Origin of the sequence: Jiangella ureilytica, assembly GCF_004348545.1 — a bacterium.
GTDB classification, from domain to species: Bacteria; Actinomycetota; Actinomycetes; order Jiangellales; family Jiangellaceae; genus Jiangella; species Jiangella ureilytica.
On sequence record NZ_SMKL01000102.1, the window covers coordinates 1 to 15,701 of the forward strand.

Below are 15,701 nucleotides of genomic sequence, written 5' to 3' on the forward strand. Positions count from 1 at the left end.
GGTGGCGGGCGGGCTGGTGCACCTGGTGGTCATGGCCGAGATCGGCCGCCGCCAGTACGTGCGGTTCCTGCGGTCCTATGAACCCCGCTTCCCGACGGCGCCCGGCTAGGTGAGGCCTTCGACCGGGTCCCGAGTACGTCGCGTCGCGCGGCGGGCCTGAGCTGTCCTGGGACACCAGGACGCAGCTCACCGATGCCGCCGCAGACGTTCGTGAGCTGCGCGGACCGAGCCCCCGAGGTCGTTCCCCGGCGGGGCGACGCTGCTGCACACCGGTGCCTCGAGGGGCCGCCTGCGACGTCCGAGGCCTAAGGTGTCACGGTCGCGCCGGGTGTCGCCGTCGTGCCCGGAGGCGTCGTCGCGCCCGGGGTCGCCGTCGCCCCCGGGGTCGTCGTCGCCCCGGGCTCGCTGCCCAGCAGGTGGGCCGCCAGGTCGACCAGCACGACCGGTTCCGCGGCCGCCGGGACCACGCCGTGGCGCAGGGTGATGACGTAGGTGCGGACGTCGTCGGCGACCACGAACGAGACGTCCTCGGGGTCGGACAGCAGGAAGCCGTCGCGGCCGGCGACCGGCTGGGCGGTGACGGTGGCCGCGGCGGCCTGGGCGGCGTCGACGGTGGACTCGATGCGGCCGGACGCGGTCTCGGCGTCGGTGTAGCCGCTGACGGCGATCTCGAGCGGCACCGGCGCCGGAGTGGGCGGCGGCGCCTGCCCCTCCGGGACCTCCGGAACGCCGTAGCTGCAGGTCAGTCGCCCGGTGCGGCCGGAGTCGGGCAGGAACTCGTCGTTGTAGACGCGGACGGTCTCGCCCTGCATGGGGACCTGCAGGATCTGTGCGATGTCGCCGGCGCCGGCGAGGTCGCCGCACAGCTCGGGGACGCCCGTGGTGGACGACGGCGAGGCGGTCGGCTCGCCGCCCGCCTCGGTGCTGTCGCCGGTGGGCTCCCCCGGCGTCGGCACGACCGGCACCTCGGGCTCGCCGCCGTTCGAGCAGCCGGCCGGCAGCAGGAGCAGCGGCACGGCCGCGGCCAGCGCGGCCAGGCGGCGGCGGTCAAGGCTCGTCATCACCGTCTCCTCACATCCGGACCGGGCCCGCCGGACTCGCGCCGGCGAGCACACGGTAACCCGCACTGCCGCCGTCGGGCCCTCGGACATGCGGCGAGCCCCGCACCCGGTGTGGGTGCGGGGCTCGCGCCGTACCTGTGCTGCGTGAGCGAGTGGCTCAGTTGCCGGTGAGCTTCTCGCGCAGCGCCTGGAGCGCCTCGTCGGACGCCAGCGTGCCGGGGCCCTCTTCCTCGGGCGCGGCGCCGCCGGAGGAGTACGTGGACGGGTTGTCGGCCTTCGCCTCGGCGTCGGCCTCTTGCGCGCTCTCGATCTGGGTCTTGTGCGCTTCCCAGCGAGCGTGCGCCTCGGCGTACTGCCGCTCCCACTCCTCGCGCTGCTTCTCGTAGCCCTCGAGCCAGTCGTTGGTCTCGGGGTCGAAGCCCTCGGGGTACTTGTAGTTCCCCTCGGCGTCGTAGTCGGCGGCCATGCCGTACAGCGTCGGGTCGAAGTGCTCACTGACGTGTGCGGCGGTGTCGCCCTCGTTGGCCTGCTTCAGCGACAGCGAGATGCGACGACGCTCGAGGTCGATGTCGATGACCTTGACCATGACGTCCTTGCCGACGGTGACGACCTGCTCGGGCACCTCGACGTGGCGCTCGGCCAGCTCGGAGATGTGCACGAGGCCCTCGATGCCGTCCTCGACGCGGACGAACGCGCCGAACGGGACGAGCTTGGTGACCTTGCCGGGCACGATCTGGCCGATCTGGTGGATCCGGGCGAACTGCTGCCACGGGTCTTCGAGGGTGGCCTTGAGCGACAGCGAGACGCGCTCGCGGTCCATGTCGACGTCGAGCACCTCGACGGTGACCTCCTGGCCGACCTCGACCACCTCGGACGGGTGGTCGATGTGCTTCCAGGAGAGCTCCGAGACGTGCACCAGACCGTCGACGCCGCCGAGGTCGACGAACGCGCCGAAGTTGACGATCGAGGAGACCACGCCGGAGCGGATCTGGCCCTTCTGCAGGGTCTGCAGGAAGGTCGACCGCACCTCGGACTGGGTCTGCTCGAGCCACGCCCGGCGGGACAGGACCACGTTGTTGCGGTTCTTGTCCAGCTCGATGATCTTGGCCTCGATCTCCTTGCCGACGTACGGCTGGAGGTCGCGGACCCGGCGCATCTCGACCAGAGACGCGGGGAGGAAGCCACGAAGACCGATGTCGAGGATGAGGCCGCCCTTGACGACCTCGATGACGGTGCCGGAAACGACGCCGTCGGCCTCCTTGATCTCCTCGATCTTGCCCCAGGCGCGCTCGTACTGGGCGCGCTTCTTGGACAGGATCAGGCGGCCTTCCTTGTCCTCCTTCTGCAGGACGAGGGCCTCGACATCGTCGCCGACGGCGACCACCTCAGAGGGATCGACGTCGTGCTTGATGGAGAGCTCGCGCGAGGGGATGACGCCCTCGGTCTTGTAGCCGATGTCGAGCAGGACTTCGTCCCTGTCGACCTTGACGACGGTACCGGAGACGATATCGCCGTCGTTGAAGTACTTGATGGTCTCGTCGATCGCGGCGAGGAAAGCTTCCTCGGACCCGATGTCGTTGACCGCGACCTGCGTGGTCGTCCTGCGGGCCGTCGAGGTAGGCGTCTCGGCCTCGATGCTGCTCGTCATGTGGAAGGGGACTCCGGACAAGGTTCGGTGGTAGCGTACGCGCGCCAGGACCCTTGGATCGCCGTGCCATCACCGACCAGGTCCTGATTACCCCTGTGCCGCCAACCGACAATAACGAGCGCGAGCCTGCTCCGTCTGAGGTCGCACAGGCCCACAGCGCACACATAGATTACCTGTCCGCAACGACCAGGGTCAATCGGCGGAAGGTCGCGAGTTGATCACGCCACTCGAGTGGGCTATGGGGTCGCGGGTGGACGAGCCACCGTCCGGTCGGTCCATCAAGAATACTCTCGCCGGGCCGAAATCGCGGGTCCGGGTATCCGCCCAGGTCGCAGTCGGTTTCCGCGGCTGCGACTGCCGGTGAGCCCAGCTGTTGATCTTGGAGAGACGGGGTGGCTCCGGGGCGACATGCCCGATTGATCCCGCGATCACTCCACGATCGACGTCTGCGTGGGCGAGTCGCAGCCGGATTCCGGGCCGGGTCGCGGGCGGTGGGACGGCCGGGCTCAGTAGCGGTGCAGGCTGCCCGCGGACTGGCCGTCCTCATCGAACTCGTCGAACAGGCCGTCGTCGTCGCGGGCCCGGCGGCGGCCGGACTGCGACGGCGCGGCGGGCCGGGGCTCGGCGGCGGGCGGCTCGGCACCGGCTTCCGACGCCGGCGGCGCGGGCTCGGCGGCGTCGGTGCGTGCGTCGGCACCGGTGAGGTCCGGGTGCTCCTCGGCGAACCGGGCCAGCTCCGCGCGGGCGCGCTCGAGCCGGTCGAGGTCGGCGCGGGTGCGCTCGAGCGCGGCGTCGCGCTGGGTCTGGTCGGCGCCCGGCTGCACATGCGGGCGCCCCACCGGCGGCCTGACGGCGGACGCCTGCGGCCGGCGCGGCAGCGGCTGGCGCTCGGCCGGCGGCGGCTGCTCGGGCAGCGGCTGCTCGGCCGGCGGGGTGCGCTCCCCCGCCTGCTCGGTCGCCCGGTCGTGGGCCGGCGCCGCGGCCGCCGTGGCGGCGGCGATCCGCTCGGCCCGGGTGCGGAACTGGGTGGCGGACCGCTCCGCGAACGACTGCTCGGCCGGCCCCGACGCCGCGGCGGCGCCCTGGGCCGACCCGCCGGCCGCCTGGGCGTACTGCCCCGACACCGGGTCGTCGTACGAGGCCGGCGCGGCGCCGCTCCGGTCGGTGTCGCCGGCCACGCCGGCGGCCGGCTCACTGCCGGCCGGTCGGGCGTAGGGCTGGTCGGCGGGCGATCCGGCGTCGTCATGACCCGCCGGCCGGGTGTAGGGCTGCTCGGCGGGCGCCGCCGAGGCGTCGTCGTCGCGGTTGGAACCGGCGACCGGCTCCACGGGCCGGTGGCTGCCGTACTGCTGGTCCGCCGGCCGGTAGGAGCGGACCGGCTCCGGGCTGCGGGTCTGGGGCCGCTGCAGCGGTGCCCGCTCCTCGGCGGTCCGGCTCATCACCGTCGTCCCCGCGACGACGCCCACGTCTCGGACGGCGGCAGCGGAACCGACACCGGCAGCCCCGATGGGACCGCCGCTGACGCCGTCGTCCTCGGGAAGGGGCGCGCGGCGCTTGCCCGGGTAGGGGCCACGCCGGGCGAGCACGAGGCCCAGGATCACGAGCACCACGCCGGCGGCCGCCGCCGCGACGGGGACGGTCTCGCGGACGAGCTCGAGCCGCTCGGCACTGGAGGCGTACTCGTCGACGTTGGCGGTGACCTGGTCGCCGGTGGAGGCGAGCGTGCCCTGGACGATGGTCGGGCCGCGGGTGCCCTCGAAGTCGAGGTAGGAGTCCTGCTCCTCCTGGCCCTTGATGATCGCGCCGGTGTGCGGCTCGACCCAGAGCGTGCGGGTGTTGCTGTAGACGCGGTCGGCGACGATGGAGCCGGGCTGGCCGAACAGCGCGCCCGGGATCTCCAGGGCCGACACCGGCGTCGGCTCGATGACCTGCTGGAACACGTAGACCGGCAGGCCTTCGAGGGTGGTCTCGCTCTGGAACTCCAGCGGCCGGGTGTCCTGGATGGTGGAGTCCCAGAACGGGTAGGTCCGCTGCTCGACGCCGAAGGGCAGCTTGAAGTAGTAGCCGGCGTGGTCGACCTCGACGCGGTCGGCGCGTTCTCCGGTGGGCGTGTAGTACTGGTCGTGGCCGTCGACGGCCTCGGAGGTGTGGCGGTCGAACGCGACCCGCTCCTCGAAGTAGGAGAGGACGTTCTCCTCGGGCGTCGCCCCCGCGCCGAGCTCGTCGAAGGTGGTGACGCTGGTGTCCCAGACGGCGGTGTCGCCGCCGCTCTCGCCCTGGTCGGGGATGATGCGACGTACGGACCGCACGTCGGTGACGCGCTCGACCTCGGGCTCCTGCCGCACGACGGCGCCGAGGTCGAGGACGGTGATGTCGGCGCCCGTGGAGACCCGCTCGGCGACCTCGTTGGGGACGACCGCCAGCTGTGGGTAGGCGTACCAGCGGGACAGCGGCGCGAGCACCAACATCAACACGCCCAGGCCCACCAGGACCAGGCCGACACTGCGCCGCATGGACAAGCCTTCCTCGGGTCGGGGGTCTCCGCGTCGCCCCGTGCAACCACCGCCGGGCGCGGCCCCGGGGCGGCACAGGGGCTCCTGCGTGAAACTACCCTCCGATCCGGGCCCGTGCATGCCACTCGGCAACATCGCCCCCGATCAGACGATCGCTCCCCGCCGGGACGACCCCGCTCAGCCACCCCGCAGCGCCGGCAGCACCCGCTCCCGGTAGACGCCCAGGGCCTCGACCGGAGCGGCGCCGGACGCGTTCTGCAGGCAGACCACCGTCGCGCCGAGCTTCTCGACCTCGCGGACCCGCTCGACGTGCACCGACGGGTCCGACGACACGATGTAGCCGGCGGCGAACTCCTCGTCGGAGACGGTCTCCTCGCCGTGGCGGTACATGGCGGCGGGGTCGTGCCAGTCGTCGGAGTAGTGGTCCGGCGGCTGGGCGCCCTTCCAGACCCGGGCGCCCTCGAAGGCGGCCGAGTCGTCGGGCGCCCACGAGAACCCGGCCTGCAGGATGATCTCGCCCGGCTCCTTGCCGAGGTCGTCGCAGGCGCCCAGGTAGGCGTCGATGACGTCGGGCGCCTGGTCCGGCTTCGCCAGCGTCCACAGGCCGTCGCCGTACCGCGCGGCCAGGCCGGCGGCCTGCGAACCGAACGCGGACACGTAGACGGGTACCCGCCGTGGCGGCCGCGTGTGCAGAACGGCGCCGACGGTGCGGAACCACTGCCCGTCGAAGTCGACGCGGTCGCCGTCGAGCAGCCGGTCGATGATCTCGAGCGCCTCACCCATGCGGTCCAGCTGCTCGTCCGGCGGCGGCCAGTTCATGCCGCAGGGCGTCTCGTTGAGGCTCTCGCCCGACCCGATGCCGAGGAACGCCCGCCCGGGCGCCAGCGCCTCGAGCGTCGCGAACGCCTGCGCCACGACGGCCGGGTTGTAGCGGAACACCGGCGCCGTCACGCCGGTGCCCAGCGGGATCCGCGAGGTCGCGTGCGCGATCGCCCCGAGGACGACCCAGGCCTGCGGCGACTCCCCCGGCTCCCACCACGGCTGGTAGTGGTCGCTGAGATTGACGGCGTCGAAGCCGGCCCGCTCGGCCGCCTCGGCCTGCTCGACCAGCGACGACGGGCCGAACTGCTCGGTCGCGAGCTGGACCCAGTACTGCGTGGCCATCAGACGGAGGACGCCTGGGCGGCGTGCCGTCCCTCGGCGAACTCCTCGACCATCTTCGCGCAGAAGGCGGGCAGGTCGTCGGGCTTGCGGCTGGTGACGAGGCCCTGGTCGGTGCAGACCTCCTCGTCGACCCAGGTGCCGCCGGCGTTGCGGATGTCGGTCTGCAGGCTGGGCCACGACGTCAGCGTGCGGCCGCGGACGACGTCGGCCTCGACCAGTGTCCACGGGGCGTGGCAGATCGCGGCGACCGGCTTGCCGGCCTCGAAGAACGCCTTGACGAACGCCACCGCCTCGGGCGACATGCGCAGCTGGTCGGGGTTCGCGACGCCGCCGGGCAGCATCAGCGCGTCGTAGTCGTTCGGGTCCGCCTCGCCGACGGCGCGGTCGACCTGGAAGGTGTCGGCCTTGTCCAGGTGGTTGAAGGCCTGCACCTCACCGGGCTGCGGGGCGATCAGGGACGGGTGCCCACCGGCGTTCTCGATCGCCTTCCAGGGCTCGGTCAGCTCGACCTGCTCGATCCCCTCGTTCGCGACGAGGACCGCGACCCTCGTGTCGTCGATGCGCTCGGCCATGTCGGTTCCCTCCCACTCTCGGGCTCCGGTGTGCTTACCGTCGGCCGGTACCCGGCCGCCGCGGAGCCATTCACCGAGGGGTCGAACATGGCGTCGATGGTCACGTACTCGCCGTCCTCGGAGACGGTGCCGGCCCGCTGCCAGGCGACGGAGCCGATGACGGCGATCGCCACGCCGATCAGCACGAGCCCCTGCGCCATGCCCGAGTGCGCGCCCGGGTCCGGCCCGGGCCACGGCCGCAGCGCGACGACGAACCCGGCGAGCACGACGGCGCCTGCGGCCAGGGCCGGCGCGAGGCGGGTCAGCCAGGGCCGGCCCGGCCCGGCGAGCAGGACGGCGGCACCGACGGCGGCCGCGGCCAGCCCGGCGGGCCCGCCCAGCAGGAACAGCACGGCGGTGCCGAGCACGATCACGGGGGCGGCCCGCTGCCGGCGGTGCCGGGCGATCGGCCGCGCGGCGACCGGCGGGCGCAGCGACGCGGCCGCGGGTCCGAGCGGGACCGTCCGCCGCGCCCGCCGCCCGGCATACGCCGGGGCCGGTTCGCTCGGGGCGCGCTGGGCGGGAAGGGGCGACGCCGGCACCGGCACCCGGGTGCCGCGCCAGGCCAGCACGCCGACCAGCAGCACCGCGCCCAGCCCGGCCAGCAGCGCCCACTGGTACGGCCGGTCCGGCGCGTAGCTCAGCCGCACCACGCCGGCGGCGCCGACCGGCAGCACGAACCCCTGCGACCAGCCGTCCAGCCGCACCGCCTCGAGCGACTCGCCGTTCAGCGTCGCCTCCCAGCCGGTGTTGAGGTTCTCGGCGACGGCGAGGACGGCGGGCTCCTCGCGGGCGGGGACCACCACCTCGCGGCTCGTCGCGTCCCAGGTCTGCACGGTGATGTCGAGCGCGGGCGGCGCCTCGGCCGGCGGTGTCGCCGGGCGCAGCGTCACCGACTCCGGCCGCACCGCGCCGGACGTGGCGAACACGACGTCGTGAGTCCCTTCGCCGAGCTCGACGGTGCCGTCGCCGTCGCCGCACGGGCGCACCTCGAGCCGCCGTCCGTGCAGCAGGTCGCCCACGGTCGTGACGACGCGCGTCGGCACCTCCTCGCCGTCGACCACCAGCGCCGGGCCGTCGCCGCAGGCGATGCGGACCTCGCGAGCCTGGTCGACCGGCAGCCGCAGGTCGTCGGCGCCGAGGACGACCACCTCGGAGACGCCGGCCGGCAGGACGGAGCGCAGCCCGAACGACGGGTCGCGGTCCTCGACCTCGGCGACCTCCACGATCTGCACGGTGAGCTCGTTGGTCCGCACCGGCTCCGGGAACGTGACGGTGCCGTCGCCGTCGACACTCGCCTGGAACCGCGCGTCGCCGGCCCGCACCTCGACCAGGCTCGGCCGCGACGCCGCCAGCCACGGCTCCACTTCGAGCCGCAGCCCCTCGACGGTCCGCCGCGGCCCCCAGGTGAGGGTCAGCTCCGGCGACTCGTCGTCGGGCGACGCCACCCAGCCGGTGCCGGGATCGTGGTCGACGGCGGCCTGCGGGCGTCCGCGCGGGTCGGTGACGGCGCGCGAGCCTGCCGTGGCGACGATGGCGTCCGGGTGCGGCGTGATCAGCTCCTCGAGCGCCCGGCCGGGCCGCGGCCGGGCGGTCAGATCCGCCTCGTACCCGGCGGCGGCCGCCAGCTCGACCCGCCGGCGCAGCGCGCCGTTCTCCTCCCCCGGCCGGGCCAGCTGCCGGGCGCACCGCTGGACGCGGTCGTCACCGGCGCGGGTGGCGACGCACTCGCCGCGCCGCCCGTCGGCGGCCGCGAAGACGAGGGTCGCGGGCGCGGGGTCGCCGTCGACGGCGCCACCGAGGTCGGCGTCGCTCACCGCCGGGACCTGCAGCGTCCGGGTCACGTCGAGGTCGGGCACGGTCAGCTCGCGGATGCCGACGCCGCTGACGGTGCCCTCGCCGACGGCGACGACGGTGACCCGCAGGGTGCTGGTCTCGCCCGACGGGACGGCGAGCACCTGCGCGCCGCTGCCGGGGCTCAGGTCGCTCTCGAGGATGCCGGTGTCGGTGTGGACGGCGACCCGCTGCATCGGCGCGCTGACCGGGCCGCCGGTGAGCGGCGTCAGCTCCACCGACGAGACGGCGCGCGGCTCGTCGAAGCGCAGCTCCAGCCACTGGCCGACGGCGCTGCCGTAGTCGCCGGACACCCAGCTGGTCCCGGTGTCGCCGTCGACGGCGGCCCACGGCGAGTTCTCGGCCCCGCGCGCCATGGTGGACCGCGGGTCGGACCCGGCCGACGATGCGGTCACGGTCTCGATGCCGTCGACGACGGCGACCGTTTCCCTCGAGGGATCGTCGGCCGCGACCTGTTCGCTCCCGGCGGAGGTGCGTACCTCGGACGGCAGGAAGTCGCGCACCACACGGCCGAGCCCGCCGTCGTCGCCGGCCCGCAGCACCTCGGTGGTGTTGTCGCGGCTGGCGCCGAACCAGACGGCGCGACGGCGCAGGCCGTCGGTGACGACGGGGACCGGGCGCGGATCGGCGACCCCGGCGCCGTCGCCGGCCACGAACACCGCGCGGCCGTCGAGCACGCCCGCGTCGCCCGCCGTCAGCAGCGACTCCGGCCCGCCGGACATGCGCACCGAGCCGTCCAGCGGATAGGCGCGGACCCGGTGCTCCTCGGTCGCGGGGTCGGCGATGGCGTAGATCTCGACCGCCGGGTACTCGACGTCCAGCCGGGAGTCCGACGCGGCCGCGGGGTCGTCGTCAGCGCCCACCTGCGGCCCGAACGTCGCGACCCGCTCCGCACCGGGCAGGTCGGCGACGGCCTGGTGCACGAGCGCCGGGCGCGGGGCGTCGGTGCGGGACCGGTCGAGGTCGTTGCGGACGACGAGGTGGGTGACGCCCGCGCGGCGCAGCGCCTCGACGACGCCGGGACCGCCCTCGCCGGCCGCGATGCGGGTCTCGACGGCGTCGAGCAGCCGGATGTTGCCCGCCGACGACAGCGGGACGGAGTCGCGCACCGCCCACGGGGTGTCGCCGAGCGCCTGCAGCGGCTCGTCGCGCGGGGCGCCCCAGGTGTACTCGGCGAACGAGCTGCCCGGGACCAGCAGCGCGCGGCCGGTGCCGGCGTGGTCGTCGAGCCAGCCGGCGGCGTCGTGCCAGTAGTCCGGGATGGCGTCGTACGACCCGGCCTGCGGCAGCCGCCCGGCCAGCGCCGGCGTGGACACCCCGGCGATGACCACCAGCGACAGGCCGACGACCAGCGCGCTGAACCGGCGGACCGAGATCGCCGGCACCCGCAGCGACGCCAGCGCGTGCGCCAGCCCGAGCGCGAGCGGCAGCCGCAGCACGACGTCGAACTTGTGCACGTTGCGGAACGGCGCCAGCGGCCCGTCGAGCAGTTCGCGCACCGTCGCCGCGAGCGGTCCGGACGCCGCACCCACGTACCCGGCCGACACCAGCGCCAGGCCGAGCACGGCCGCCGTCAGGAACACCCGGCGTCCGGGCATGTCGCGCCGGGCCAGCCCGCCCAGCCCGAGCGCGGCGATGAGCACCGTGTGCAGGATCAGCACCGGCTCGCTGGCCAGCAGCCAGCCGGCCGGCCACTGCGGCCCGCCGGACACCGCCAGGTAGGACAGCCAGTGGTCGTTGCCGCGCAGCACCTCGATCAGCGACGTGTGCTGGGTGGTGTTGCCGGCCGTCTCGATCCAGTCGAGGAACGGCGGGCTGTGCGACCCGAGCAGCAGCAGCGGCACCCACCACCACACCGTCACGGCCGCGCAGCAGCCCACCCACCACGCCACGAACCGCCACCGGCCGGGCCAGTGCGGCGCCAGCAGCAGCCAGAGCCCGGCGGGGACGACGGCGGCGGCGGTGGCGGCAGCGTTGACCCCGCCCATGCAGAGGACGGCGAGCGCCGACAGCGCCGCGTTCCGCACGACCGGTCCGCCGCGCCAGGCCCGGACCAGCGGGACGAGCGCCCACGGGGCGAGCGCCGTCGGCCAGGCCTCGACCGACACCGCGCCGAGCGACACCAGGATCCGCGGCGCCAGCGCGTACACCATGCCGCCCAGGAGCCGGGTCCACGTCCGGCCGATGCCCATCTCGCCGGCCAGCTTGACCACGCCGAGGAACGCCGCGACCAGGACCAGCGACCACCACAGCCGCTGCACCACCCAGTCGGGCAGCCCGGCGAGATCGCCGGCCAGGTGCACCGGTCCCATGGGCCACAGGTAGCCGTAGGCCTGGTTCTGCAGCTGGCCGAACGCGGCGGCCGGCTCCCACAGGTGCAGCGCGCGCTGCAGGAACCCCGAGGGGTCGGCGGTGAGGTCGAGCTTGGTGTCCGGGACGATCTGCCCGGGCGCCTGCCGGAAGGCCAGGGCGACCAGCCCGAGGCAACAGACGGCGAGTTGCGCTCGCCACGCCCGCAGGCGGGGCACTTTGCGGTGGGTGGTCATCGGCGGCGCAGCACCACCGCGAGGTTCCAGGTCGCCAGCTCGCGCAGGCCGGGCACCCGGACGACGCCGCGCGCCCACCACGGGTGGTAGCGCGGGAAGGCCGCCAGGAGCTCGCCGCTGGGGGTGTGCCGCGCCCACAGCAGCGCGTCGGAGACCGAGACCGGGAACAGGCTGGTGCCGTAGCGGTTCTTCGGGTCGTGGCCGGTGCGCCGGGCGTACCGGCGGGCCGCCGACTCGCCGCCGAGGTAGTGCCACGGCGCGGTCTCGTGCCCGCCCCAGGGCGACAGCCAGACGGTGAACGACAGGAACACGATGCCGCCGGGGCGAGTCACCCGGGCCATCTCCTCGGCCATGGTCCACGGGTCCGGGACGTGCTCGAGGACGTTCGACGAGTAGCAGACGTCGGCGGCGCCGTCGCGGATCGGCAGGGCCATGCCGCTGCCCATGACGGCGCCCGGCCCCGGCCGGCCGCGGGCGGACAGCTCGCCGAGGTCGCTGTCGACGGAGACGTAGCGGGCGCCGGCGCCGCGGAACGCGTCGCGGAAGTACCCGGGGCCACCGCCGACGTCGAGCACCAGCGATCCCCGCAGATCGGCGTATTCGGACAATTGCGCTACGGAGTCAGCGGCCAGCACGCCATAGAAATGGTCGGGGTCACGCTGTTCGGCGAGGAATGCCCGAAAGAGCCGGACCGAACGACTCAGAGTCGCGCGGTCGCGGCTTTCGGTGAGGAGCACGTCGGAAAAGTACCTGATCTCCCGGCGCGATTCCGCCGAATCGTCACGATTGGCGGAAGAACAGCCCGCCGTGAGCCGGAACGGGCACTCGGTGCGGGTCCAGCGGCTCCCCCGCGGTGGCGGCGGTGGCCATGGCGGCCGCGCGGGCGGAGTGCTCGGCGGACTTCTCGGCGACGGTGCGCCGCAGCAGCGCGTCCCACGAGCGGACGGTCTGCTCCCAGGTGAAGGTGGCGGCGCGGGCGGCGGCCGCCCGGCCCAGCGCCCGGCGCCGGACCTCGTCGGAGAGCAGCTCGTCGGTGGCCGCGGTGAGGCCGTCGAGATCGTCGGCGAGCAGGCCCGTGGTGCCGTCGACGATCGACTCGGCCAGGCCGCCGGCGGAGCGGTAGCCGATGGTCGGGACCTCGTGCTGGGCGGCCTCGACCACGGTGAGACCCCAGCCCTCCTTCACCGACGGCGCCAGCATGAGCCAGCTGCGGGCCAGCTCCTCGTGCTTGGCCTTCTCGTCGACGAAGCCCAGGAAGTCGGTGATGTCGTCGACGCCCAGCCGCTTCGCCTCGTCGGTGAGCTGCCGGGACCACCAGCCGTCGCCGATGACGCTCACCCGCAGGCCGGGCCGGCTCGGGCGGAGCCGGGCCGCGACCCGCAGGGCGTGTTCGACCCGCTTGTGCGGCACCAGGCGGCCGAGGACGCAGATGCGGGGCGAGCCTGCCCGCTGCGTCGTCGTCGCCGGTGCCGGCGCGGTGCCGTTGTGGACGACGTCCACTCGCTCGGGACCGACCCCGAGCGCGGTGAGCTCCGTCTTGGTGATGTCCGAGACGGTGACGTATCGGGAGCGCCGGTACACGCGAGGCGCGAGCCAGGACTCCAGCCACCAGCCCAGCCGGGCCGAGGCGGGGCCGTAGACGACCCCCCACTGCTCGCGGTGGACGTGGTGGACGAGGACGACCACGGGGCACCGGACGGCCAGGCGGCTCCAGAACGGAATGCCGTTCTGCACGTCGACGACGACGTCGGGCCGTCCGAGTGCCCCGCTGGCCAGCATCCGGACCGCGTGGGCGTAGACGGAGAACTTCCCGCCCCGCCGGACGATCCGGTAGCCGTCGCGCCGCTCCACCTTCGGCGCGCCCGGGTAGGCCGCACAGAAGAACGTGACCTCGTGCCCGGCGGCGGCCAGGCCGGCGGCGACGTTCTCGACGTACCGTTCCGAACCACCGCCCTCGGGGTGACCGGTGTCGCGCCAGTTGAGCAGCACGACCTTGAGAGGGCGCGGTTCGACCAGGGTCTCGGGGGAATGCACTGTGGTGTTGTCTGACGCGGGGTCAGTTGTCGTCGTAATCGATCAGCTCTTCATGGCTGACGTCGCTCGCGTTGTCGGGCTGACTCACGTTCACGGCGGTGACGACGGTCAGCCCGGCGAGCACCACACCAACAATGGCGGCGACAACGCCTCCGAAATTGCCCATGAACTCTGGTACTCCTCGAGCGGTGCGGAAATCACGACACCTGGGAGCGTAACGACCGGCGCCGCCGCAAGAAGGCGTTCCGGGCAACATCAGCCGATGCGACGACGAGAATGACCGAAAAGACGATATGGGCGACGATGACCGGTGGAGCGGGCGGAATTCGGGTCCAGGTTCCGATCTCGCCAGGAATGCGGTAGAGATCGAGCGTTCCGTTCGTTTCGACCGATTCGAGCGATTCGAGCAGTCCGCCGGGAAGGTCGCCCGGGGTGTCCCGCTCGACGGCGACCCAGCCGACGCCGAGGGCGGCGAGCCGGGCGGCGGCCGCGTCCGGGTCCTCGAGCGCCGCGGCGACCTCCTCGGCCCGGCGGTCCTCCCCCGCGATGACGGCGCCTCCGACGGGCAGCGCGTCGGGGACGACGGCCTCGATGCCGAGGAAGCGCGGAGCGGGGTCGAGCACCGTCCGGTCGCCGGCCCATGGGAACCGGCGGAACGGCTGGTACGGGAGGACGACGACATGGCCCTCGGCCCCGCCCGCGGTCGCGGTGCGCAGAGTGGCGCGGACGTCGGACCACTCCGCCGGGTAGCGCGACGGCTCCAGCCGGCCGGCCGCGCCCCACGCGAGGTCCGGCAGCGCGGCGACCGGCACGAGAGCGGCGGCCAGCATGATGCCGGCGGCATACCCCGCCCGGCTGGACGGGTCACCCGCCCTACGAGTGGGCGCCGACCCCGGCGTGCGGTTCGTGACGGCGCGGGCCAGCCGGGCCGCGCCGGCGGCTGCCGCGAGCGCGACCAGCAGGGCGTACCAGGCGAGGAACTTCTGCCCGTCGCGGATCAGCCCGCCGCCGGGGACCTCGGACACCAGCCACTCGAGGACGGTGTCGCCGCCGGGCAGCGCACTGCTGAACGCGACGACGAGGCCGGCGCCGGCCAGGCCGCCCAGGACCGCGAGCTCGGCCCGGCCGAGGTGGCGGCGCAACTCCGTCGCGCCGACGACCGCAAGGACCAGCAGGACCGCCGTCAGGGCCAGCGCCGACGGCAGCGAGCGACTGCCGGGGACGGCGCCCTCGTTCCAGATGCCGCCCAGCGTCAGGACGCTGCCCACCAGCCCGAGCGGCGAGTCGCTCGCGGCGGCGAAGGCGGCGACGCCCGCGGGGTCGGAGACGGCGGGGTCGGGGCGCAGCACCGACGGGACCACCCAGGGCGCCTGCAGCGCGAGGACGGCCATCGTGCTGATGGTCCGGGTGAGGCGGGAGTGCCGGCCGCCCGGCGCCAGCACGAGCGCACCGAACAGTGCCGCGGCGAGCAGCCCGCCGGTCGGGGTCAGGGACGCCACGGCGACCAGGAGCAGGCCGGGCGCCACCGCCGTCGTACTGCCCTGACGGACCCGGCGGCCGAGGATCAGCAGCCACGGCAGCGCGGCGTACGCGATCAGCGTCGGCCAGTGCCCGACGACCAGCCGCTCGAAGACGTAGGCGTTCCAGCTGTAGACCGACGCCGCGACCAGCCGGGTGCCGGTGCGGACCTTCGGCAGCGCCAGCCCGGCCCCGAGTGCGGCGCCCAGGACGATGGCGGCGAGCGCCAGCTTCTGCAGCACCTGGCCGGTGAGCAGGTCGTCGGCCAGCGCCACGGCCGCGTCGAGCGGAACGGCACGCGGCATGGCACTGCTGAGCCCGGCCGACGACGGCAGCAGCGCCTGGTCCGGCACGGCCACCATGTCGTAGGAGAGCACGAAGCCGGGGCGCGCCAGCGGTCCGAGCACAGCGGCCGCGAGCAGTACGCACCACGTCAGCAGGATCCAGTCGCCGCGGTGCGCCTTGCGGTGCCGAGCGCCGCTGTCGGGCGGCAGGTCCGCCGGAGCCGGGCGCTGGGCCGGGATGGTGTAGGACGTCGCCGGGAGGTCGCGTTGCGGGGCGCTCACACCAACCCCTCCCGCAAGATCCACCTGGCCTGCCGCGAGCATAACCGGCCAGGCTCGGCCGTACGGCCGATTCGCCCAGGTCCACCCCCCACCCCCGTTGATCTTGGAGTAATGGCGGAATCAATCGGGCATTTCGCCCGGCGATTCCGCGGTTACTCCAAGATCAACGGGGGCCGGGGGCCGGGG

General features: G+C 74.2%; 10 protein-coding genes. All 10 read right to left on the bottom strand.

Annotated elements, in window-relative coordinates; genetic code table 11:
* Positions 1–305: 305 nt before the first annotated feature.
* The 10 genes from E1212_RS27190 to E1212_RS27230 all read right to left on the bottom strand — a co-directional run bounded on the left by E1212_RS27190 (position 306) and on the right by E1212_RS27230 (position 15,515).
* Positions 306–1,061 (bottom strand): hypothetical protein, encoded by a 756-nt coding sequence (locus tag E1212_RS27190; RefSeq protein WP_131988361.1) that lies wholly within the window; start codon positions 1,059–1,061, stop codon positions 306–308.
* A 157-nt stretch (positions 1,062–1,218) separates the two neighbouring features.
* Positions 1,219–2,709, bottom strand: coding sequence for a 30S ribosomal protein S1 (rpsA, locus tag E1212_RS27195; RefSeq protein WP_131988363.1), 1,491 nt, complete (start codon positions 2,707–2,709; stop codon positions 1,219–1,221).
* Positions 2,710–3,215: 506 nt separating this feature from the next.
* The gene (gene pgfA / locus E1212_RS27200; protein ID WP_162605654.1) at positions 3,216–5,222 is read right to left on the bottom strand and encodes a cell envelope lipid trafficking protein PgfA; all 2,007 of its coding nucleotides are present in this window, start codon (positions 5,220–5,222) and stop codon (positions 3,216–3,218) included.
* Between the two features lie 177 nt (positions 5,223–5,399).
* Entirely contained in the window at positions 5,400–6,386 is a 987-nt protein-coding gene (locus tag E1212_RS27205) for a TIGR03557 family F420-dependent LLM class oxidoreductase (RefSeq protein ID WP_131988367.1), read from the bottom strand.
* Complete coding sequence (locus E1212_RS27210) at positions 6,386–6,958, bottom strand: type 1 glutamine amidotransferase domain-containing protein (RefSeq protein ID WP_131988369.1); 573 nt, start codon at positions 6,956–6,958, stop codon at positions 6,386–6,388. Before E1212_RS27210 ends, E1212_RS27205 begins: the two co-directional genes overlap by 1 nt.
* Positions 6,886–11,397, bottom strand: a complete 4,512-nt coding sequence (locus E1212_RS27215; protein WP_131988371.1) for an alpha-(1->3)-arabinofuranosyltransferase — start codon at positions 11,395–11,397, stop codon at positions 6,886–6,888. The genes E1212_RS27210 and E1212_RS27215 overlap by 73 nt, the downstream gene beginning before the upstream one ends.
* Positions 11,394–12,134 carry a class I SAM-dependent methyltransferase gene (locus E1212_RS27220; protein WP_131988373.1) on the bottom strand — a complete coding sequence of 247 codons (741 nt, stop codon included), beginning with the start codon at positions 12,132–12,134 and terminating at the stop codon, positions 11,394–11,396. Before E1212_RS27220 ends, E1212_RS27215 begins: the two co-directional genes overlap by 4 nt.
* Before the next feature lie 43 nt (positions 12,135–12,177).
* Complete coding sequence (locus E1212_RS27225) at positions 12,178–13,431, bottom strand: glycosyltransferase family 4 protein (protein ID WP_203417314.1); 1,254 nt, start codon at positions 13,429–13,431, stop codon at positions 12,178–12,180.
* Between the two features lie 22 nt (positions 13,432–13,453).
* The gene (locus E1212_RS29735) at positions 13,454–13,597 is read right to left on the bottom strand and encodes a hypothetical protein (RefSeq protein ID WP_162605655.1); all 144 of its coding nucleotides are present in this window, start codon (positions 13,595–13,597) and stop codon (positions 13,454–13,456) included.
* 31 nt (positions 13,598–13,628) lie between these two features.
* A complete protein-coding gene (locus tag E1212_RS27230; RefSeq protein WP_131988375.1) occupies positions 13,629–15,515 on the bottom strand; it encodes an MmpA family trehalose lipid delivery protein in 1,887 nt (628 codons plus the stop codon).
* Between the last annotated feature and the right edge of the window lie 186 nt (positions 15,516–15,701).